The organism is Streptococcus phocae (genome assembly GCF_001302265.1).
Classification (GTDB): Bacteria; Bacillota; Bacilli; order Lactobacillales; family Streptococcaceae; genus Streptococcus; species Streptococcus phocae.
In genome coordinates, this window is sequence record NZ_LHQM01000021.1 from 1 (window position 1) to 21,764 (window position 21,764).

19 protein-coding genes are annotated in these 21,764 nt (G+C 44.0%); 18 read left to right on the forward strand and 1 reads right to left on the reverse strand.

The window, feature by feature from the left end; genetic code table 11:
* A partial coding sequence (locus tag AKK44_RS08875; protein ID WP_152911065.1) for an LPXTG cell wall anchor domain-containing protein occupies positions 1-259 on the forward strand: 259 nt, incomplete at its 5' end.
* A gap of 203 nt (positions 260-462) precedes the next feature.
* Complete coding sequence (gene tnpA / locus AKK44_RS05430; protein WP_054278847.1) at positions 463-936, forward strand: IS200/IS605 family transposase; 474 nt, start codon at positions 463-465, stop codon at positions 934-936.
* A 141-nt stretch (positions 937-1,077) separates the two neighbouring features.
* On the opposite strand, the gene nrdI is transcribed toward tnpA, so the two are convergent.
* Positions 1,078-1,533, reverse strand: a complete 456-nt coding sequence (nrdI, locus tag AKK44_RS05435; protein WP_054278848.1) for a class Ib ribonucleoside-diphosphate reductase assembly flavoprotein NrdI — start codon at positions 1,531-1,533, stop codon at positions 1,078-1,080.
* 167 nt (positions 1,534-1,700) lie between these two features.
* On the opposite strand from nrdI, the gene AKK44_RS05440 reads away from it, so the two are divergent.
* The 16 genes from AKK44_RS05440 to AKK44_RS05515 all read left to right on the forward strand — a co-directional run bounded on the left by AKK44_RS05440 (position 1,701) and on the right by AKK44_RS05515 (position 21,650).
* Positions 1,701-3,920 carry a RelA/SpoT family protein gene (locus AKK44_RS05440; RefSeq protein WP_054278849.1) on the forward strand — a complete coding sequence of 740 codons (2,220 nt, stop codon included), beginning with the start codon at positions 1,701-1,703 and terminating at the stop codon, positions 3,918-3,920.
* A gap of 22 nt (positions 3,921-3,942) precedes the next feature.
* Entirely contained in the window at positions 3,943-4,386 is a 444-nt protein-coding gene (gene dtd, locus AKK44_RS05445; RefSeq protein ID WP_054278850.1) for a D-aminoacyl-tRNA deacylase, read from the forward strand.
* 160 nt (positions 4,387-4,546) lie between these two features.
* Positions 4,547-5,398, forward strand: a complete 852-nt coding sequence (locus tag AKK44_RS05450; RefSeq protein ID WP_054278851.1) for a helix-turn-helix domain-containing protein — start codon at positions 4,547-4,549, stop codon at positions 5,396-5,398.
* 120 nt (positions 5,399-5,518) lie between these two features.
* Positions 5,519-6,652: an ABC transporter ATP-binding protein gene (locus AKK44_RS05455; RefSeq protein WP_037595955.1), complete on the forward strand. Its 1,134-nt coding sequence runs from the start codon at positions 5,519-5,521 to the stop codon at positions 6,650-6,652.
* A gap of 80 nt (positions 6,653-6,732) precedes the next feature.
* On the forward strand, positions 6,733-8,343 hold the full coding sequence (dexB, locus tag AKK44_RS05460) for a glucan 1,6-alpha-glucosidase DexB (RefSeq protein ID WP_054278852.1): 1,611 nt from the start codon (positions 6,733-6,735) through the stop codon (positions 8,341-8,343).
* Between the two features lie 157 nt (positions 8,344-8,500).
* Complete coding sequence (locus AKK44_RS05465; protein WP_054278853.1) at positions 8,501-8,845, forward strand: thioredoxin domain-containing protein; 345 nt, start codon at positions 8,501-8,503, stop codon at positions 8,843-8,845.
* An 89-nt stretch (positions 8,846-8,934) separates the two neighbouring features.
* A complete protein-coding gene (gene yajC, locus AKK44_RS05470) occupies positions 8,935-9,288 on the forward strand; it encodes a preprotein translocase subunit YajC (protein ID WP_054278854.1) in 354 nt (117 codons plus the stop codon).
* A gap of 206 nt (positions 9,289-9,494) precedes the next feature.
* Positions 9,495-10,244 carry an isoprenyl transferase gene (locus AKK44_RS05475; protein WP_037595950.1) on the forward strand — a complete coding sequence of 250 codons (750 nt, stop codon included), beginning with the start codon at positions 9,495-9,497 and terminating at the stop codon, positions 10,242-10,244.
* Positions 10,245-10,256: 12 nt separating this feature from the next.
* Entirely contained in the window at positions 10,257-11,051 is a 795-nt protein-coding gene (locus AKK44_RS05480; protein ID WP_054278855.1) for a phosphatidate cytidylyltransferase, read from the forward strand.
* Between the two features lie 24 nt (positions 11,052-11,075).
* Positions 11,076-12,335, forward strand: coding sequence for an RIP metalloprotease RseP (rseP, locus tag AKK44_RS05485; RefSeq protein WP_037595946.1), 1,260 nt, complete (start codon positions 11,076-11,078; stop codon positions 12,333-12,335).
* A 19-nt stretch (positions 12,336-12,354) separates the two neighbouring features.
* Positions 12,355-14,211, forward strand: coding sequence for a proline--tRNA ligase (locus AKK44_RS05490; protein WP_054278856.1), 1,857 nt, complete (start codon positions 12,355-12,357; stop codon positions 14,209-14,211).
* 147 nt (positions 14,212-14,358) lie between these two features.
* Positions 14,359-18,759 (forward strand): PolC-type DNA polymerase III, encoded by a 4,401-nt coding sequence (locus tag AKK44_RS05495; RefSeq protein ID WP_054278857.1) that lies wholly within the window; start codon positions 14,359-14,361, stop codon positions 18,757-18,759.
* A 185-nt stretch (positions 18,760-18,944) separates the two neighbouring features.
* Positions 18,945-19,373 carry a MarR family winged helix-turn-helix transcriptional regulator gene (locus AKK44_RS05500; protein WP_054278858.1) on the forward strand — a complete coding sequence of 143 codons (429 nt, stop codon included), beginning with the start codon at positions 18,945-18,947 and terminating at the stop codon, positions 19,371-19,373.
* 134 nt (positions 19,374-19,507) lie between these two features.
* On the forward strand, positions 19,508-20,053 hold the full coding sequence (locus tag AKK44_RS05505; RefSeq protein WP_152569086.1) for an NADPH-dependent FMN reductase: 546 nt from the start codon (positions 19,508-19,510) through the stop codon (positions 20,051-20,053).
* Positions 20,054-20,451: 398 nt separating this feature from the next.
* Positions 20,452-21,108, forward strand: coding sequence for a staphylokinase domain-containing protein (locus AKK44_RS05510; RefSeq protein ID WP_054278859.1), 657 nt, complete (start codon positions 20,452-20,454; stop codon positions 21,106-21,108).
* Between the two features lie 113 nt (positions 21,109-21,221).
* On the forward strand, positions 21,222-21,650 hold the full coding sequence (locus AKK44_RS05515; RefSeq protein WP_054278860.1) for a hypothetical protein: 429 nt from the start codon (positions 21,222-21,224) through the stop codon (positions 21,648-21,650).
* Positions 21,651-21,764: the final 114 nt, after the last annotated feature.

Sequence of the window (21,764 nt, forward strand, 5' to 3'; positions counted from 1 at the left end):
ACCAGAAGTTAAACCAGAAAAAGACACTAAAGACAACTCAGACAAAGCACCAAAAGGTCATAAGGATGGCAAGTCATCAGTGCCAATGACTAAATTGACTCCAGCGACTCCAATTGCTCCTAAAGCAGTTGCGCCTAAAGCTGAGCACCAATTGCCATCAACTGGTGAGTCAACAAATCCATTCTTCACTGCAGCAGCCGTTGCTGTTATGGCAAGCGCTGGCGTGTTAGCAGTATCAGCTAAACGCAAAGAAGACTAATCACTCTGTTATCATTGCTGATAACGTGTGTTTGTAAAAAGAGGACCCAGGGTCCTCTTTTTGTTATGGCTTCGAGCCAGTTTTTCTCGTAGAGAAAAACAATAAAACCACCAGCTATGCTGGTGGCTGACAAGGCTTTGAGCTTTCATTTCTTTTTCCTGTTATAATCTAATTGTTCAGGTTAGATAAAGGAGGAAAAAGAAATGGCTAAAACCAGTTACAGTTTATCACACACTAAATGGATGTGCAAATATCACATAGTTTTCACACCTAAGTACCGGAGAAAATCCATTTACTACAAAATTAGACAGGACTTAATTTCTATTTTCCGTCATCTATGTCAATACAAAGGCGTGGAAATCATTGAGGGACACATGATACCAGATCATGTTCATATGCTTGTGTTGATCCCACCGAAACTTTCGATTTCCGATTTTATGGGATACTTAAAAAGCAAAAGTGCTCTAATGATATTTGATAAACATGCCAATTTAAAATACAAGTATGGAAATCGAAAGTTTTGGGCTAGAGGCTACTATGTTAGTACCGTTGGACTGAATGAAAAGACAGTTGCGAAATACATTCGCGAGCAGGAGAAAAATGACATTGCACTTGATCAATTGAGTGTCAAAGAGTATGAAGATCCATTTTCAGATGGTAGTTTTAGAACAAGATAAAAGCCTGTTGTTACGGGCATTAGTCAAGTAATTATAGCACTAACCTGAACGAAGTTCAGCGAACGTCTTTAGACGTCGCTGGAGAGAAACGGCTTATAGCCGGTGTACAAGCCACACGTTTTCATGGGTGGTTATGACTGGTTAATTGTTAAGGGCATTTAGCGCCTCTAGGATGACACCAGCTAGGCGCTGGATGTCTGACTGGTCGCCTCTGAGCTCAAAGTCGCCTAGCATGGGGAAACCAAAGCGCTTGGCGTATTGTTTGGCGGTTAGGCAATACTGGTGGTTAAAGTTTTTATTGCCAGAGCCGATGATGCCGAGGCAGTGCTTGGCATTGTCATGGGCTGAGATAAAGTCTCCGAGAGGATTAGTTAAAATCTCAACCTCACCAGAGTCAAGGCCGTTGCCTCCTTCTAAGTAGGTCGGCAAAACCGCGATGTAGGGCCCGGTGAGTGGAAAGGTCTCGTGCTTGAGGTCTTTGATGTTGATTTGTCTGGTGGTGATTTTATGGTTTTCTAGCAGGTGCTGGGACATGCGCTTGACAAAGCTCAGGGTATTGCCGCTTAGGCTAATAAAAACGATGGTTAAATCGGTCATATGGGTCTCCTTGGACAGGGTTTTTGGATTTTACTAATCAGTTTACCACAATCTGGAGGCTTCTACAAGGTGACGCCTAGGGGCTTTTTTCTGTCGTAATCGTTCCTTCTTTTTCTTTTTTGGCTAACGTGTTAAAATAGATAAAAGATTATTAGATGAGGATAAGCATGGCAAAAGAAATCAATTTATCAGGAGCAGAGGTTGTGGCGCTTGCGGCCAAACACATGAATGACGCAGACGTTGCCTTTGTCAAAAAAGCGCTGGATTATGCGATAGCTGCTCATTTTTATCAAGTGAGAAAATCAGGAGAGCCCTATATTGTCCACCCCATACAGGTGGCGGGGATACTGGCAGAGCTTCATCTGGATGCGGTCACGGTTGCCTGTGGCTTTTTACATGATGTGGTCGAAGACACCGATACCACACTGGATGACATCGAGGCTGATTTTGGTAAGGATGTGCGGGACATCGTAGATGGTGTGACCAAGCTAGGTAAGGTCGAGTACAAATCTCATGAGGAGCAGTTGGCTGAAAACCACCGCAAGATGCTCATGGCCATGTCCAAAGACATCCGCGTGATTTTAGTCAAACTCTCTGACCGTCTTCACAACATGCGTACCCTCAAGCACCTGCGCAAGGACAAACAAGAGCGCATCTCGCGTGAAACTATGGAGATTTATGCGCCTTTGGCACATCGTCTAGGGATCAGTCGCATCAAGTGGGAGCTAGAGGATTTGTCCTTTCGCTACCTCAATGAAGTGGAGTTTTACAAGATTTCACACATGATGCGAGAAAAACGGCGTGAGCGTGAGGCCTTGGTTGAGGATATCGTGGGCAAAATCACTAGCTACACGGGCGAGCAAGACCTCTACGGAGATGTCTATGGGCGCCCCAAACATATCTACTCCATTTACCGCAAAATGCGGGACAAAAAGAAACGATTTGACCAGATCTTTGATTTGATAGCCATTCGTTGCATCATGAAAACCCAAAGTGACGTCTATGCTATGGTGGGCTACATCCATGAGCTCTGGCGCCCGATGCCTGGTCGCTTTAAAGACTATATCGCAGCGCCCAAAGCCAACGGCTACCAGTCTATTCACACCACGGTTTATGGGCCAAAAGGGCCTATCGAGATTCAGATTCGGACCAAGGAAATGCACAAGGTCGCTGAGTACGGGGTTGCGGCGCACTGGGCCTATAAAAAGGGAATCCGAGGCAAGGTCAATCAAGCTGAGCAAAAGGTCGGCATGAACTGGATTCAGGAGCTGGTTGAGCTACAGGATGCTTCTAACGGTGACGCTAAGGACTTTGTGGATGCGGTCAAAGAGGACATCTTTTCAGAGCGCATCTATGTGTTTACCCCGACGGGTGCTGTGCAGGAACTGCCTAAGGAATCTGGTCCCATTGACTTTGCCTACGCCATTCACACACAGGTGGGGGAAAAAGCCACAGGCGCCAAGGTAAATGGTCGGATGGTACCTCTGACTGCCAAGCTCAAAACAGGTGATGTGGTCGAGATTGTGACCAATCCCAATTCCTTTGGCCCTAGTCGTGACTGGATCAAGCTGGTCAAAACCAGCAAGGCACGCAACAAAATCCGCCAGTTCTTTAAAAATCAGGACAAGGAACTCTCTGTCAACAAAGGGCGCGAGCTTTTGGTTAATTATTTCCAAGAGCAAGGCTATGTCGCTAATAAATACCTAGACAAAAAACGCATCGAGGAAATCCTACCAAGAGTTAGCGTCAAGAGCGAGGAATCCTTGTACGCTGCTGTGGGCTTTGGGGACATTAGTCCCATCAGCATCTTTAACAAGCTGACTGAAAAAGAACGCCGTGAGGAAGAGCGCGCCAAGGCCAAGGCAGAGGCCGAAGAGCTGGTCAAGGGTGGCGAGGTCAAGCAGGAAAATCGAGAGGTTCTCAAGGTTCGCAGTGAAAACGGGGTTATTATTCAGGGGGCGTCAGGCCTTTTGATGCGTATCGCCAAGTGTTGCAATCCTGTACCTGGAGACCCTATTGAAGGCTACATTACCAAGGGGCGTGGCATTGCCATTCACCGATCGGACTGTAACAACATCAAAGGTCAAGACGGCTACCAAGAGCGCCTCATCGAGGTGGAGTGGGACGTGAAGCAGTCGAGCAAGGATTATCAGGCAGAGGTCGATATCTATGGTTTCAACCGCAGTGGTCTGCTTAATGATGTCCTACAAATCATCTCAAACTCGACCAAGAGCATCTCCACACTCAACGCTCAGCCGACCAAGGACATGAAATTTGCCAACATCCACGTGAGCTTTGGCATTCCTAATCTGACGGAGCTGACCACGGTTGTTGAAAAAATCAAGGCAGTCCCTGACGTTTACAGCGTCAAGCGGACCAACGGTTAGATTATCGGTTAAGGAGAAAGACATGAAAATCATTATTCAGCGTGTCAGCCAGGCCTCGGTTTCTATTGCTGGGGAAAGTGTTGGCGCTATTGAGCAGGGCCTCCTCTTATTAGTGGGCATTGGGCCAGATGATGAGGCGGAGGATGTGACCTATGCGGTGCGTAAAATCACCAACATGCGGTTATTTTCGGACGCCGATGGCAAAATGAACCTATCGTTAACGGACGTTGGTGGCAGTATTTTGTCCATCTCTCAGTTTACCCTCTACGCAGATACCAAAAAAGGGAACGGCCCTGCCTTTACGGGAGCAGCCAGACCTGAGATGGCTAGCGCCTATTATGACCGTTTTAACGACCAGCTAGCAGAGCATGTTCCTGTTAAGCGCGGGGTCTTTGGTGCAGACATGCAGGTCAGTCTGATTAATGACGGGCCAGTGACGATTGTGCTTGATACTAAAAATCGGTGAGGCGACAAGCGTCATCGGTGTGATTTAAAAGGGTTTCTTTTGCGCGTTGCAAAATGAACCCTTTTTTTGATAGGAGAAAAGCTTTGCCTGTTACAAGGGTCAACGCCGCAGAGCTTTCTATGATATAATGTGACTAACATGCTCGATGAAAGGAATGGCTATGAATCTGAAAGATTATTTTCCAGAGGTGCGTGAGGGGGCTTTTCCCCTGACAGATCCGGAGTGGATCAGTATTGAGGATGGGGGGCGTTACTGGCATTTTCCAAAGACCGACCTGTCAGAAAAAGAAGCGCTCCTATTGACCCTGGGTCGGTCTGCCCTATCTGATGCGAGCCGTTCGGTGTCGCTTTGGGAGCGTTACCTGATTAGGCGACAAGGCAATCAGCCAGAGGTGCTCGAGCGGTATCAGTTTCTCTACCTTAATCATCAGGAGCCTTTGTCTGATGATTTGATCGCTTTTTTGACCAGTTTGTTGCCAGAGGTGTCTGCGGTATTGCCAATGAGTCAGACGCGTACGGCATTTTTACTAGGACAGGCGGATGCGGTGGAGCTCTTGTCCTTGTTGCGACCGATTTTGCCCACTATTGAGAGTGATTTTGGCTTGGCCTTGACGATTTTTGTCGGAAATACCTGGAGCCAACTAGTAGGTGCGGCTTTGCGAGACATTTTTGAGGCGGAAAACCAGCTCTTTTCAGCCTATCTCACCCAAAAATCCAGTGGCAGGTTGTTGACCTTTTCCGAGGTCATGTTGTGGTCACTGGTGGTGGGGGAGGGGGCCTCTGTTTTAAGTCAGACTATTGGACAGTTCCTGCAGAGCAATGCTGAGATGGCTAGTTTGGTGAGGACCTTGTGGCAAGAGCAGGGCAATCTAGTCCAGACCGCTCAGCGGCTCTACATTCATCGCAATTCCCTACAGTATAAAATCGAGAAATTTGCCCATCAGACCGGTCTCCATGTGAAGACTTTGGACCATTTGGCGGTAGCTTATTTGGTCATGCTGAAAGGCTCATAATGTGCAAGGTGCCCAAAGAAGATTGGGCGCCTTGTCTCTTTTTTGTAATCGTTATCTTTGCTATAATAAAGGCAAGAATAAGAGGTGTCAAACGATACTTTTGGATAAAAGGAGTCACACATGGTCGAATTAAACTTGAATCATATTTATAAAAAATACCCAAATACCAGCCACTATGCGGTTGAAGATTTTAATTTGGACATCAAGGACAAGGAATTTATCGTTTTTGTTGGCCCTTCTGGCTGTGGGAAATCAACCACATTGCGCATGATTGCAGGGCTTGAGGACATTACCGAAGGGGAGTTGAAAATCGATGGTCAGGTGGTCAACGACAAGTCACCTAAGGACCGCGATATTGCCATGGTCTTCCAGAATTATGCCCTTTATCCACACATGACGGTTTATGACAACATGGCTTTTGGGCTAAAGCTGCGCAAGTATAAAAAAGATGATATTGATCGTCGTGTCAAAGAAGCTGCTGAGATTTTGGGCTTGACCGAGTTTTTGGAGCGCAAGCCTGCTGATTTATCAGGAGGACAACGTCAGCGTGTGGCTATGGGTCGTGCCATTGTCCGTGATGCCAAGGTCTTCTTGATGGATGAGCCTTTGTCAAACTTGGATGCTAAGTTGCGTGTGTCCATGCGTGCGGAGATTGCTAAAATTCACCGTCGTATCGGCTCAACAACCATTTATGTAACTCACGACCAAACTGAAGCTATGACACTAGCAGACCGTATTGTTATTATGAGTGCCACCAAAAACCCACAAGGCAACGGCAGTATTGGTAAAATAGAACAGGTTGGGTCTCCTCAGGAGTTGTACAATTCTCCAGCTAATAAATTTGTCGCTGGCTTTATCGGTAGCCCATCCATGAATTTCTTTGAGGTTAAGGTTGGTAAGACCCGATTAACCAGTCTAGATGGCTTGGACATTGCCCTGCCAGAAGGTCAGTCTAAGATGCTAGAAGCTGCTGGCTACATGGGGAAAACCGTTACCTTTGGCATTCGTCCAGAGGATATCTCAGGCAACCAGATTGTTCATGACACTTATCCAAATGCCAATGTTCAAGCGGAGGTATTAGTGTCAGAGCTATTAGGGTCAGAAACCATGCTTTATGTTAAAATTGGGCAAACCGAGTTTGCCTCACGAGTCGATGCGCGAGATTTTCATAACCCAGGTGAGAAAGTCAGCTTGACCTTTAATGTGGCTAAGGGACATTTCTTTGACCTTGACACCGAGCAAGCGATTCGTTAATCAGGCCTCCTAGAATATAACAAAATCCCGAAAACAATCTTTGGGGATTTTGTTGTCACCAAATAGAAATGAGATTAGATATGAAGAAACACTGGTGGCACAAAGCCACAATTTACCAAATCTACCCACGCTCTTTTGTAGACACCACCGGTAATGGGATCGGTGATCTCAAAGGCATCATCAGTCGACTAGACTATCTCCAAAAACTTGGCATTACCGCCATTTGGCTCTCGCCAGTTTACCAGTCCCCTATGGATGATAACGGCTATGACATTTCTGATTATCAGGCTATTGCAGAGGTTTTTGGTAGCATGGACGATATGGATGAGCTCCTCAAGCAAGCCAAAGAGCGAGGCATTCGTATCATCATGGATTTGGTGGTTAATCATACCTCGGACGAGCACGCTTGGTTTATTGAAGCGAGGGAAAATCCAGATAGCCCAGAGCGAGATTATTATATTTGGCGTGATGAGCCAAATGGGTTGCTGTCGATTTTCTCGGGCTCTGCCTGGGAGTTTGACCAAGCTTCAGGCCAGTACTATTTGCACCTATTTAGCAAAAAACAACCAGACCTCAATTGGGAAAATGCTCAGTTGCGCCAAAAGATTTACGACATGATGACCTATTGGATTGACAAGGGGATTGGTGGTTTTCGCATGGATGTGATTGATTTGATTGGCAAGCAGCCAGACGCTGAAATCACTGGCAACGGTCCGCTCTTGCACGACTACCTCAAGGAAATGAATCAAGCTAGTTTTGGCAAACATGACGTCATGACAGTAGGAGAAACCTGGGGGGCTACGCCTGAGATTGCTCGTCAATATTCGCATCCAGATAACCAAGAGCTGTCCATGGTCTTTCAATTTGAGCACATAGGCTTGCAGCACAAACCAGACGCTCCTAAGTGGGATTATGTGGATGAGTTGTCTGTGCCAACTTTAAAAGATATCTTTAGCAAATGGCAGACAGAGCTAGGGCTTGGTGAGGGGTGGAACTCCTTGTTTTGGAACAACCATGATTTGCCACGGATCGTCTCCATCTGGGGAAATGATACCACGTACCGTGAAAAATCAGCTAAGGCTTTCGCTATTTTGCTGCACTTGATGCGAGGGACGCCTTACATTTACCAAGGTGAAGAGATTGGCATGACCAACTACCCATTTAAGGACCTGACAGAGATTGACGACATTGAGTCTTTGAATTATGCAAGAGAGGCGCTAGAAAAAGGAACCTCAAACGAGGACATCATGGCAAGTATCCGCATGATTGGTCGAGACAATGCACGGACACCAATGCAGTGGGATGACACCCCTCAAGCAGGCTTTTCGACAGCATCAGAGACCTGGTTACCGGTCAACCCTAACTATGAGGAAATCAATGTAGAAAAAGCCTTGGCCAATCCAGACTCTATTTTTTACACCTATCAAAAACTGATTGCCCTTAGGCAGACTCAGGATTGGCTAATTGATGCTGACTATACCCTTTTAGATACTACTGATAAAGTTTTTGCCTACAAGCGCTCTACCTCAGAAGAGGCTTACATTATTGTGGTTAACCTGTCAGACCAAGAGCAGCCTTTAAAGTTAGAAGTGAGTGGTTTTGAGGAGGTGATAAGCAACACCTTGGTAGCTCACATCTTTGAAACTCAACGCTTGCAAGCCTGGGATGCTTTTTGCATCAAGCTGTCCTAGCCCTGTTTTACATATCCTTACAGCAGACTCTTGTGACAAGAGTTTGCTGTTTTTAGGTAACGGCGCAGCTTTCTTTCTGTAAACGCTTTTGGTTGAGAAGGCGTTAAAAATATTGTATGATAGAGACAATAGATTAAAGATAGGCGAGGTAAATCAAATGACATTCGACGAAAGCGTAGCCCAGTTTCAAGAAGTAGCCATGCCAGAACTCATCCAAAAGATAGAGGCTAATGAGGAGTTGGCGGTTTTTATTGGGAGAGCGACTTGTCCATATTGCCGTCGGTTTGCACCAAAATTGGCAAAGGTTGCTACAGAGCATCAAAAGAGTATTTTATTTGTCAATAGTGAAAACCCTGACGAGCTTGAGGACATCCAGGCATTTCGAAATGAGCACGGCCTAAAAACAGTTCCAGCTCTCTTGGTTATCAAAAATCAACAGGTCAAGGCTGTCTGTGATTCGAGCCTTTCAGAAGACGCTATTTTGGATTTTTTAAACCAATAAGCTCGCACGGCTATCCAGCCTAGCCTTGCTATGTCAGCGTAAATTTGATATAGTAGGACTTGACTTTTAGATAAAAACAAGGAGATACTATGGGATACCCAACAATTTTAATGTTCGTTGTGATGATCGGTTTGATCTGGTTTATGCAACGTCAACAAAAAAAACAGGCGCAAGAACGCCAAAAACAACTCAATGCGATTGAAAAAGGGGACAAGGTCGTTACCATTGGTGGCTTGATTGCCATGGTAGACGAGGTTGACCTAGCAGCCAAAGAGGTTGTTTTAGATGTTGATGGCGTGTACTTGCCATTTGAACTATCAGCAATCAAACGCATTATGACAAAAGTAGGTGGTGAGGTAACTCCTGTTGCGGCAGATGAGTCTGTCGTTGTAGAAGATGCCATTTCAGAAAATGCCATCGAAACATCTATCGACAATAACTAACACGCGAGAGCCTGGAACAGTATGTTTCAGGCTTCTTTGTTGTGATAAGCTCGAATTGTTGACACTTTTTAAACAAGGAAGCGTCACCAAAAAATAAGCATGCCCCAAGGGGCTATTTTTTGCTGGCTCTGATGATAAAAAGAGAGCCAAACCTTTTGAAATATGGTAGAATATGAGGTAAGTATGCTTATATATAAGGAAAAAACATGTTTGGATTAAAAGCGAAATCAAAAAAACTAGTTTTGGATAACATTCCAAAACATATTGGAATCATCATGGATGGTAATGGCCGTTGGGCTAAAAAACGGTTGCAACCGCGAGTGTTTGGGCATAAGGCTGGCATGGATACCCTACAAGAAGTCACTATTGCGGCAGCTGAGTTGGGGGTAAAGGTCTTGACTGTCTATGCCTTTTCGACTGAAAACTGGTCACGCCCACAAAACGAGGTCAATTTTATCATGAATTTGCCGGTTGAATTTTTTGACAAGTACGTGCCGAAATTGCACGAGAACAATGTCAAAGTGCAGATGATTGGTGAAAAGCAGGGCTTGCCTGCCAAGACCTTAGAGGCATTAAACGCTGCTGTTGAGACAACTAGGCGCAATACGGGGCTTATTTTAAATTTTGCCCTTAATTATGGTGGCCGAGCAGAAATCACTAATGCGGTGCGCTTGATTGCCCAAGATGTCTTAGACGCAAAATTAAATCCAGATGATGTCAGCGAGGACTTGATTGCCAATTACTTGATGACAGATCATTTGCCTTATCTTTACCGCAACCCTGATTTGATTATCAGAACCAGTGGCGAAATCCGATTGAGCAATTTTTTGCCTTGGCAATCTGCCTATAGCGAGTTTTATTTCACGCCTGTTTTATGGCCTGATTTCAAAAAAGCAGAGTTGCTCAAAGCTATCTCAGACTATAATCATCGCCACCGTCGTTTTGGTCGACTTTAAAAGGAGAAATTTATGGAAAAACGTGTCATATGGGGTGGTATTGCAGCAGCAATCTTCCTACCTTTTCTAATCATTGGAAGGCTTCCTTTCCAACTATTTGTCGGGATGTTAGCCATGATAGGGGTATCCGAGTTGCTCAGGATGAAACGGCTTGAGGTCTTTTCATTTGAGGGGGTCTTTGCCATGTTGGCAGCCTTTGTGCTGACCGTTCCGATGGGGAATTATCTGACTTTCCTCCCGATTGATGCGAATTTTGCCATGTTTACCTTGCTTGTTTTCTTCTTGTTAGCAGGCACAGTGATTACGAGTGAATCGTATTCGTTTGAGGATGCTGCTTTTCCAATTGCCGCTAGTTTTTATGTTGGGATTGGCTTTCAAAACCTGGTTAACGCCCGCATGGTTGGGATTGATAAGGTCTTATTAGCCCTTTTCATTGTCTGGGCGACAGACATTGGGGCCTATATGATTGGGCGACGCTTTGGGCAACATAAACTGATGCCTACCGTCTCTCCCAATAAAACCATCGAAGGTAGCCTAGGTGGTATTGCGAGTGCTGTTGTCGTGTCTGTGGTATTTATGTTGTTTGACAAGACGGTTTACGCCCCGCACAGCTTTTTAATGATGCTGGTTTTAGTAGCCTTGTTTTCTGTTTTTGCTCAATTTGGTGATTTGGTGGAAAGTGCCATCAAACGTCACTTTGGAGTCAAAGACTCAGGCAGATTAATTCCAGGACACGGTGGGATTTTAGACCGTTTTGACTCCATGATTTTTGTATTTCCAATCATGCATCTTTTTGGGTTATTCTAAAAATTATCAGTTGAAAGGAACTCTATGTTAGGAATAATAACCTTTATTATCATCTTTGGTATCTTAGTCATTGTTCATGAATTTGGACATTTCTATTTTGCCAAAAAGTCTGGCATTTTGGTAAGAGAATTTGCCATTGGAATGGGGCCAAAGCTCTTTTCTCATGTCGACCAAGATGGGACTTTATACACCATTCGCATCCTACCTCTAGGCGGCTATGTCCGTATGGCAGGCTGGGGTGACGACAAGACAGAAATCAAAACAGGAACACCTGCGAGCTTGACCCTTAATGACCAAGGCCGTGTCAAGCGGATCAACCTGTCACAAAGTAAGATTGATCCCACGAGTCTTCCCATGAATGTAACGGCCTATGATTTGGAAAAGGACTTGACCATCACGGGATTAGTTGTTGATGAGACCAAGTCCTACGACGTGGAACACGACGCGACTATCGTCGAAGAAGACGGCACAGAAATCCGCATTGCTCCACTGGACGTTCAGTACCAAAATGCTAGCATTCCTGGCAGATTGATCACAAACTTTGCAGGACCTATGAATAACTTTATTTTGGGACTACTTGTGTTTACCCTTCTTGTTTTTGTTCAAGGAGGTGTCCCTGATTCGACAAGCAATCACATCCGTGTTGTTGAAAATGGGCCTGCTGCTCAGTCAGGAATCAAAACGAATGACCAAATCTTAAAGGTTGATGGTCAAAAAGTGGCTAATTGGTCTGAGTTGACACAAGCCATTGCCCAGTCGACGAAAGGTTTTACCCAAGCGGACACCCTTCAGGTAACTTACCAAACTAATAACAAGGTCAAAACAGCGACCATTCGCCCTGAAAAAACAAGTGGCCAGTATGTCATCGGGGTTCAAAGCCCCCTCAAGACAGGTCTCGCAGACAAGCTAAAAGGTGGAGCACTTTTGACCTTTGAGTCAGGTTTTACCATTATCAAGACCTTGAAAAATCTCATCACCAACTTTAGCTTGAATCAGCTGGGTGGTCCTGTTGCTATCTACCAAATGTCTAGCCAGGCAGCACAAAATGGTATAGAGTCAGTCTTGTACTTGATGGCTATTTTGTCTGTAAACCTAGGGATTTTTAATCTGATTCCGATTCCTGCTTTAGATGGAGGTAAGATTTTCATGAACCTTATTGAGGCTATTCGCCGCAAACCTCTAAAGCAAGAAACAGAGACCTATATCACATTAGCTGGCGTTGCTATTATGGTTGTCCTCATGGTTGCCGTAACCTGGAACGATATTATGAGAGCCTTTTTTTAACACTTAGGAGAACACTACAATGAAACAAAGTAAACTGCTTATCCCAACCTTGCGTGAAATGCCAAGTGATGCTCAGGTTATCAGCCATGCCTTGATGATGCGAGCAGGCTATGTTCGCCAAGTTTCTGCAGGGATTTATGCTTATTTGCCACTGGCTAATCGCACCCTTGAAAAATTCAAAACCATCATGCGTCAAGAATTTGAAAAAATCGGTGCTGTCGAAATGCTAGCGCCAGCCTTATTGACGGCTGACTTGTGGCGCGAATCAGGCCGTTACGACACTTATGGCGAGGACCTTTACAAGCTTAAAAACCGCGACAAATCAGATTTCATTTTAGGTCCTACGCACGAAGAAACCTTTACCACTTTGGTGCGTGATGCCGTTAAATCTTACAAACAACTGCCTTTAAACCTTTACCAAATCCAATCCAAATACCGTGATGAAAAACGCCCTCGAAATGGGTTGCTTAGAACCCGTGAATTTGTCATGAAAGATGGCTACAGTTTTCATCAAAACTATGAAGACTTGGACATTACTTATGAAGATTATAGACAAGCCTATGAAGCGATTTTTAAACGTGCCGGACTTGATTTTAAAGGCATTATCGGAGATGGTGGTGCGATGGGAGGCAAGGACTCTCAAGAGTTTATGGCTATCACACCTCCTCGAACAGACCTAAACCGTTGGTTGGTCTTGGACAAATCAATTCCTTCTATCGACGCTATCCCAGAGGATGTTTTGGCTGATATTAAAGCAGAGCTGTCTTCATGGTTAGTTTCTGGAGAGGACACCATTGCTTACTCAAACGAGTCTGATTACGCTGCTAACCTTGAGATGGCGACCAATGCTTACAAGCCATCAGGCAAGGTTACCTCAGCTCAGCAACTTGTTGAAGTAGCCACACCAGGTTGCAAATCAATTGATGAAGTTTCTGCTTTCTTGTCTGTAGACGAAAGCCAAACCATTAAAACTATGCTCTTTATGGCTGACGGTGAGCCTGTTGTTGCCTTACTCGTTGGTAACGACAAGGTCAATGATGTCAAGTTGAAAAATTACTTGGGTACTGACTTCTTAGAGCCAGCAAATCCAGAAGAGGCAAAAGCCTTCTTTGGAGCTGACTTTGGTTCACTTGGTCCAGTTAACCTAGCAGAAGGTAGCCGTATCGTAGCTGACCGTAAGGTGCAAGACTTGGCAAATGCTGTTGCTGGTGCTAACAAAGATGGCTACCACCTGACAGGGGTTAACCCAAAACGCGATTTCCAAGCAGAATATGTTGATATCCGCGAAGTCAAAGAAGGCGAGCTATCTCCAGATGGCAAAGGCGTTCTTCAGTTTGCACGTGGGATTGAAATTGGCCACATCTTCAAATTGGGAACCCGCTACTCAGATAGTATGGGAGCGACCATTCTTGATGAAAATGGCAGAGCAGTGCCAATCGTTATGGGCTGTTACGGGATTGGCGTGAGCCGTATCTTGTCAGCTGTTATCGAGCAGCATGCCCGTCTTTTTGTCACTAAAACGCCAAAAGGCGACTACCGATACGCTTGGGGTATTAACTTCCCTAAAGAGTTGGCGCCGTTTGATGTGCATATCATTACCGTCAATGTCAAAGACCAGACTGCTCAAGAATTAACTGCCAAATTAGAGGCCAACTTGATGGCTAAGGGCTATGAGGTCTTGACCGATGACCGACCAGAACGTGTTGGCTCAAAATTCTCAGATAGTGATTTGATTGGTCTGCCAATTCGTATCACAGTAGGTAAAAAAGCTGCTGAAGGCATCGTTGAAATCAAAATCAAGGCAACAGGTGACACGATTGAAGTTAGCCTAGATAACGTGATTGAAACCCTTGAAATTTTAACCAAAGATAACTAACACAAAAGGTCAACGCAGGTTGGCCTTTTCTTTTGGCGGCAGGCTAGAAGATCCTTTGAAGACCTCCTTTAGCCGTAAAGCAAACTCATGGTCGAAAATAAAAGGCAATTGTGGTAAAATAAAGCCTAAGAAAATCAGGAGAACATTATGTCAGATTTATTCGTGAAATTGATGGAACAAATAGAAATGCCGCTTGATATGAGACGCTCAAGTGCTTTTTCATCTGCGGATATTATTGAGGTCAAGGTTCACTCAGTGTCACGTTTGTGGGAGTTTCACTTTGCCTTTGCCGAAATTTTGCCCATCGAGATTTATCAAGAGCTGTCAGACAGACTGGTGAGAACCTTTGAGGCGGCTGACATCAAGGCTACGTTTGACATTACAGCTGCCCAGATTGATTTTTCAGATGATGTGTTACAGGCCTATTATCAGGAGGCATTCGAGCATCCTCCATGCAATGGCGCTAGCTTTAAATCATCTTTTGCCAAACTAAAGGTGACCTACCAGGATGATAAACTGATAATCGCGGCACCAAAGTTTGTCAATAATGAGCATTTTAGAAAAAATCACCTGCCTAATCTGGCAGCTCAATTTACTAAATTCGGCTTTGGCACGCTAGATATTGAGATGATTTCAGACCAAGAAATGACGGAGCATTTGACACAGGATTTTGTCAGCAATCGTCAAGCCCTTTTGGAAAAAGCAGCGCAAGAAAGCCTAGAGGCACAAAAATCACTTGAAGCTATGCAACCACCGGCAGAAACGAGCGCTCCTGAGCCTAAGCTTGATTACAAAGAGCGGGCGTCTAAGCGCCAAACTGGCTTTGATAAAGCTATCATTACGCCTATGAGCGAGGTGATTATGGAAGAAAATCGCATTGTTTTTGAAGGTATGGTCTTTGATGTGGAGCGACGCACCACTCGGACAGGCCGCCACATCATTAACTTTAAAATGACTGACTACACCTCGTCTTTTGTCATGCAAAAATGGGCTAAAGATGACGATGACCTGCGTAAATTTGACATGATTGCCAAGGGAGCTTGGCTACGAGTTCAGGGTAACGTGGAAAACAATGCTTATACCAAGAGTTTGACCATGAACGTCCAGCAGGTCAAAGAAATTGTCCATCATGAGCGCAAGGACCTGATGCCAGAAGGGCAAAAGCGTGTGGAATTTCATGCGCACACCAACATGTCCACCATGGATGCTTTGCCAACGGTCGAATCGTTGATTGACACAGCGGCTAAATGGGGACACAAGGCTGTGGCTATTACAGACCATGGCAATGTGCAGAGCTTTCCACATGGCTACCATAGAGCACGCAAGGCTGGCATCAAGGCTATTTTCGGGCTCGAAGCCAACATTGTCGAAGACAAGGTTCCCATTTCTTACGACCCTGTAGATTTAGACTTACATGAGGCTACTTACGTGGTTTTTGACGTGGAGACCACCGGATTATCAGCCATTAATAATGACTTGATTCAGATTGCCGCCTCGAAGATGTTCAAAGGAAACATCGTGGAACAGTTTGATGAGTTTATTAATCCAGGACATCCCTTATCTACCTTTACCACAGAGTTAACAGGAATCACTGATAACCACTTGGTTGGTGCCAAGCCTTTGGTTGAGGTCCTCAAAGCTTTTCAGGACTTTTGCCAAGGCAGTGTCCTAGTGGCCCACAATGCCAGTTTTGACGTTGGTTTTATGAATGCCAACTATGCCAAATACGACCTGCCAAAGATTAATCAACCAGTCATTGACACCCTCGAGTTTGCGAGAAACCTCTATCCAGAGTATAAGCGTCATGGTCTGGGACCTTTGACCAAACGTTTCCAAGTTAGCCTTGATCACCATCACATGGCCAATTATGATGCTGAAGCGACAGGTCGGCTGTTGTTTATTTTCCTAAGAGAAGCTCGTGAAAAACACGGCATCACCAACTTGATGGCATTAAACACGCAACTGGTTGCTGAGGATTCTTATAAAAAAGCCCGCATCAAGCATGCTACGATTTATGTGCAGAATCAAGTCGGTCTCAAAAACATGTTTAAACTCGTTAGTTTATCTAATATCAAGTATTTTGAGGGAGTTCCAAGGATTCCAAGAACAGTTCTTGATGCTTACCGTGAGGGTCTGATTGTCGGCACGGCCTGTTCTGAGGGTGAAGTTTTTGATGCTGTTTTATCACAGGGTGTTGATGCAGCAGTCAAACTTGCCAAATACTATGATTTTATTGAGGTTATGCCTCCAGCCACTTATGAACCGCTCATCGCACGAGAACTCATCAAAGACCAGGCTGGCGTCCAACAGGTGATTCGAGACTTGATTGAGGTTGGGCGCAAGGCTAACAAGCCAGTCCTAGCGACAGGAAATGTCCATTACCTAGAACCAGAAGATGAGATTTATCGAGAGATTATTGTACGCAGTCTTGGTCAAGGTGCCATGATTAACCGAACCATCGGACGAGGAGAAGGGGCAAAGCCAGCTCCCTTGCCAAAAGCCCACTTTAGAACCACTAATGAAATGATAGATGAATTTGCCTTTTTAGGAGAAGATTTGGCTTATCAGCTAGTTGTTCAAAACACTCAGGACTTGGCTGACCAGATTGAGGAGGTCGAAGTGGTCAAAGGCGACCTTTACACGCCCTATATTGATAAGGCGGAAGAAACCGTCGCTGAATTGACTTACCAAAAGGCCTTTGAATTATATGGCAATCCGCTACCTGATATTATTGATTTGCGCATTGAAAAAGAACTCACCTCGATTTTGGGAAATGGCTTTGCCGTGATTTATTTGGCTTCGCAAATGCTAGTAAATCGCTCCAATGAACGAGGCTACCTGGTAGGGTCACGGGGGTCTGTGGGCTCTAGCTTTGTGGCGACAATGATTGGTATCACAGAGGTTAATCCAATGCCACCACACTACGTATGCCCTAAATGCAGACACTCTGAGTTTATTACTGATGGTTCAGTTGGTTCAGGCTATGACTTAGAAGATAAGCAGTGTCCTAAATGTGGAACCCTCTATAAAAAAGATGGGCAAGACATTCCCTTTGAAACCTTCTTGGGGTTTGACGGCGACAAGGTTCCCGATATTGATTTGAACTTTTCTGGAGATGACCAATCACGTGCCCATTTGGATGTTCGTGATATTTTCGGTGCGGACTATGCCTTTCGTGCAGGCACGGTTGGTACCGTTGCTGAAAAAACAGCCTATGGCTTTGTCAAAGGCTACGAGCGTGATTTTGGTAAGCAATATCCTGATGCAGAGGTTGACCGTTTAGCTGCAGGAGCTGCGGGAGTTAAACGAACGACTGGTCAACACCCAGGGGGGATTGTTGTTATCCCTAATTATATGGATGTTTATGATTTTACGCCTGTTCAGTTCCCTGCAGATGACGTCGGTGCATCTTGGCAAACGACTCATTTCAACTTCCATGATATTGATGAGAACGTTCTAAAGCTTGATATCCTAGGGCATGATGACCCTACCATGATTCGTAAGCTCCAAGATTTATCAGGTATCGATCCGAGCACCATTTCACCAGACGATCCAGGTGTGATGGCGCTGTTTTCTGGGACAGAGGTCTTAGGTGTCACGCCAGAGCAAATCGGAACGCCTACAGGCATGCTTGGTATTCCAGAGTTTGGAACTAATTTTGTCCGTGGCATGGTTAATGAAACACACCCCACCACTTTTGCGGAGCTGGTCCAACTATCAGGGCTTTCTCACGGAACAGACGTTTGGCTAGGAAATGCCCAAGATCTCATCAAAGATGGCACTGCCACCCTAAAAACGGTTATTGGTTGTCGGGACGATATTATGGTTTATCTGATGCATGCTGGATTAGATCCTAAAATGGCCTTTACCATTATGGAACGTGTTCGTAAGGGCTTATGGCTTAAAATATCAGAAGAAGAACGTCAGTCTTACATACAAGCCATGAAAGAAAACAACGTCCCAAACTGGTACATTGAATCTTGTGGAAAAATTAAATATATGTTCCCTAAAGCCCATGCGGCAGCCTATGTTTTGATGGCGTTGCGAGTTGCTTACTTTAAAGTTCACCATCCCATCATGTATTATTGTGCTTATTTTTCCATTCGGGCAAAGGCTTTTGAGTTAAAAACCATGAGTGGTGGCTTAAAAGCTGTCAAGGCGCGTATGGAAGACATCAGTCTGAAACGCAAACAAAACGAAGCGTCAAATGTGGAAAATGACCTCTTTACCACCTTAGAGATTGTTAATGAGATGCTAGAGCGTGGCTTTATCTTTGGCAAACTTGATTTGTACAAGAGCCATGCCACAGAATTTCAAATTGAAGGGGATACCCTTATCCCGCCTTTCATTGCTATGGAGGGCCTTGGTGAGAACGTGGCCAAGCAACTTGTCAAAGCCCGCGAGGAAGGTGAGTTCTTATCTAAAACAGAGCTACGAAAACGAGGGGGTGCCTCATCGACTCTGGTTGAAAAAATGGATGAGATGGGCATCTTAGGCAATATGCCAGACGATAATCAGCTGAGCCTTTTTGATGATTTCTTTAGCTAGCCATCTTTTCTTTTAGAAAAGCCTATGATAAAATGTAACAAGGCCTCTCATGCCGAGAAACTTGTTTATCAAAACCAATCCTAACTGAGTTTAGCCACATAACATTGCAAAAATGGAATGGTGTCATATCAGAAATGATGACCCATTTCATTTTTTTATAACGAATAATAAAGAGAGAGAATAACATGAGTCACCTAGATAAAAATCCTGCTTTAAAAGCGATGGTCGTTTTTCGTAAGGCACAGCGCACCTTAGATGCCTATGGTTCTGATGTGTTTAAGTGTGCCGACTTAACACCAACTCAGTTTGGTGTTTTAGAGGTCTTATACTCCAAAGGAGGCATGCGAATCAACCACTTGATTGAATCCTTGCTAGCAACATCTGGCAACATGACAGTTGTGCTAAGAAATATGGAAAGAAATGGCTGGATAGAACGACACAAAGACCCTGATGATAAAAGAGCCCACGTGGTTTGTTTGACTGAAACTGGAAAGACCCTCATTGAGCAGGTCTTGCCCAAGCATATTGAGCGCGTGGAGTCAGCTTTTTCCATCTTTTCACAAGAAGAACAGTTGCAATTAATAGAACTTCTCAAAAAATTTAAAGATTTATAAACAAAACACTTTACAGAACCTCCAAAGAAAGATATAATTACTACATAGTAAAATAATCACTACTTAGTGATATTGAAGGAGACGTCATGTCTATTATTGCTAAACTAAAAAGTATCTTTAAGGGAGAAAAAGAAATGAAAAACATTCTATTTATCAACGGTTCACTACGCAAAGGTTCATTTAACCACCAATTAGCACAAGCTGCTGAAAAAGCTCTTGAAGGCAAAGCAACTGTATCTTATCTTGATTGGGCACAAGTACCAGTCTTTAGCCAAGATTTAGAAGCAAACACGCCTGAGTCAGTTGCTAAAGTTCGTGAAGCAATCCAAGCTGCAGACGCAATCTGGATTTTCTCACCAGTTTACAACTTCTCTATCCCAGGTTCAGTGAAAAACCTTCTTGACTGGGCATCACGCGCTCTTGACTTGTCAGATCCAACAGGACCTTCAGCTATCGGTGGCAAAGTGGTGACAGTTTCATCAGTTGCTAATGGTGGACATGAGCCAATGTTTGCTATCTACAATGACTTACTTCCATTTATCCGTACAACAGCTGCTGGTGAATTCACAAAAGCAACTGTTAACCCAGAAGCTTGGAGCACAGGCGTTCTTGAAGTTTCAGAAGAAACTCAAGCTAGTTTGTTAGCACAAGCTGAAGCATTGCTTGCAGCCATTAACTAAGGCAATACCCTCTTTAAAAAAACTCCCTATCTAGTGAATGATGACTTTCAAAAGCATCCTTGGCACTATTTAGGGAGCTTTTTTGTCAATATCGTCACCCCTGTGTTATCTTTCAAACAACTGATCAGCACATCACTATTCTAAATGATTTAAAGAGAGAAAGCCGTTGCGCTACCATTAAAGAGTTAATCAATAACAGTCATGTTATGACACGTATCATTGCTTTTCTTAACCATTTGAGTCGGGTCTCTAGAAGGGCATGACTCAACCAGATGTAACAGCGACTATTTTTCATCAAAAAATAACCTAAAACAGTTCCATCACGCATCACTATTAGTTACCACTAATAGCCCTATGCAGGTTTAAGGACTTGCAATTATGAGGAAAAGAGGTTTCTTATGAAAACATATGTTAAGTTGTTTAGCATTGTATTAACTTGTGCAACCACATTGGTTGGGGCACAAACTGCTCATGCCATTGCTGGATCTGATTGGATTGAAACCAGTCAACTGCAGCCACAAAAGAGTAATTTGGTCATATCGGTCAATGGCCGCTTAAAGGGTAAAGAAGATGATATTCATATCAGATTTATCGATTATGATATTAACTCGTCTATTTTACAAAAAGAAGCATTATTAGAGGCTGTTCAGTATCAAATGTTACAAACAGATCTTGATGGAAAGAGGTATCGAGTCATTGACTTTGACACAGATGCTCGCCTGACAGATCGGTATGGGAAATTGTACAAGGCAGACGCAGATGGCTCGGTCAATCTCGGGAAAAATGACATTCAGGAGTACTTGCTGACAGGACATGTTGTTTTAGAGGAGATGACTGAACTCACCCCTGATCAACTTAAAAATCCTGCAGCTGATATAAACATGTATTACAATGTTCAATTTTCTTCTATGGAAGACGAAAAACCTTTTCTTTCTGAGGAAGTGGACTTGGGTCGTGTACCTGTCGGGACAACCTTCACCTCAAGTGATTTAAAAGAAAAGGCTCAACAGTTATTAGAAAAAAATACCCAGGTTATGCTATTCTTGATCGATTAGCTACAAAAGTAGTTCACGATAACAAAGATTATACCTTTTTACACTACGGTCAGTATTCCTATACAGTAAAACATCGCGAATTTATTCCTGTAACGCAAAGTCACCAGAATTCCATGACAGAAAATGACAATAGTGATCTGATATCAGAAGTTTATACTGTTGTCAGAAAAGATAAATTTGCAGAAAAAGCAAAGTCAGAAATTATAGATGTTCGCTACATTGATGCTAGTAATGATCGCTTACTCGTACAAACAAGTCTTTTAATTCGCCATGAAGAAGACATTGACTTTACAGATGGCTATGACCCGCTCACTAAAAATAGAATCTTATTTAACAATTTAGATCCGTATAATATTAGCAACTATACCATCACAGGACGCGTTGACCAGTACGATGATAACGGCACTAGAAATGTTGATGTGTATATGATTACTAGACCATCAGATATGAGGCCTGGGGATCATTATGGCTATGATAATGGCTATTCCTACGATGAGATGCAGGAGTATGCCTATCTTAGAGGACTCGTTGCTCCAAAATAAAGAAACTGGTAGTCATATGGTAAAGCCCAAGAGGAGTCGCCACTCTCTTTTTCTCTTCTTGACATAATCATAAGTACAAAAAAAGCCCCTCAATGTAATGTACTGACCCCCAAA

Coding starts and splice junctions, on each gene's coding strand:
- dtd (WP_054278850.1), top strand. CDS start 3,943: ATGAAAATCATTATTCAGCGTGTCAGCCAGGCCTCGGTTTCTATTGCT.
- rseP (WP_037595946.1), top strand. CDS start 11,076: ATGTTAGGAATAATAACCTTTATTATCATCTTTGGTATCTTAGTCATT.
- AKK44_RS05475 (WP_037595950.1), top strand. CDS start 9,495: ATGTTTGGATTAAAAGCGAAATCAAAAAAACTAGTTTTGGATAACATT.
- AKK44_RS05510 (WP_054278859.1), top strand. CDS start 20,452: ATGAAAACATATGTTAAGTTGTTTAGCATTGTATTAACTTGTGCAACC.
- AKK44_RS05455 (WP_037595955.1), top strand. CDS start 5,519: ATGGTCGAATTAAACTTGAATCATATTTATAAAAAATACCCAAATACC.
- nrdI (WP_054278848.1), bottom strand. CDS start 1,533: ATGACCGATTTAACCATCGTTTTTATTAGCCTAAGCGGCAATACCCTG.
- AKK44_RS05495 (WP_054278857.1), top strand. CDS start 14,359: ATGTCAGATTTATTCGTGAAATTGATGGAACAAATAGAAATGCCGCTT.
- AKK44_RS05505 (WP_152569086.1), top strand. CDS start 19,508: ATGAAAAACATTCTATTTATCAACGGTTCACTACGCAAAGGTTCATTT.
- tnpA (WP_054278847.1), top strand. CDS start 463: ATGGCTAAAACCAGTTACAGTTTATCACACACTAAATGGATGTGCAAA.
- AKK44_RS05440 (WP_054278849.1), top strand. CDS start 1,701: ATGGCAAAAGAAATCAATTTATCAGGAGCAGAGGTTGTGGCGCTTGCG.
- dexB (WP_054278852.1), top strand. CDS start 6,733: ATGAAGAAACACTGGTGGCACAAAGCCACAATTTACCAAATCTACCCA.
- AKK44_RS05490 (WP_054278856.1), top strand. CDS start 12,355: ATGAAACAAAGTAAACTGCTTATCCCAACCTTGCGTGAAATGCCAAGT.
- AKK44_RS05500 (WP_054278858.1), top strand. CDS start 18,945: ATGAGTCACCTAGATAAAAATCCTGCTTTAAAAGCGATGGTCGTTTTT.
- yajC (WP_054278854.1), top strand. CDS start 8,935: ATGGGATACCCAACAATTTTAATGTTCGTTGTGATGATCGGTTTGATC.
- AKK44_RS05480 (WP_054278855.1), top strand. CDS start 10,257: ATGGAAAAACGTGTCATATGGGGTGGTATTGCAGCAGCAATCTTCCTA.
- AKK44_RS05465 (WP_054278853.1), top strand. CDS start 8,501: ATGACATTCGACGAAAGCGTAGCCCAGTTTCAAGAAGTAGCCATGCCA.
- AKK44_RS05515 (WP_054278860.1), top strand. CDS start 21,222: ATGACAGAAAATGACAATAGTGATCTGATATCAGAAGTTTATACTGTT.
- AKK44_RS05450 (WP_054278851.1), top strand. CDS start 4,547: ATGAATCTGAAAGATTATTTTCCAGAGGTGCGTGAGGGGGCTTTTCCC.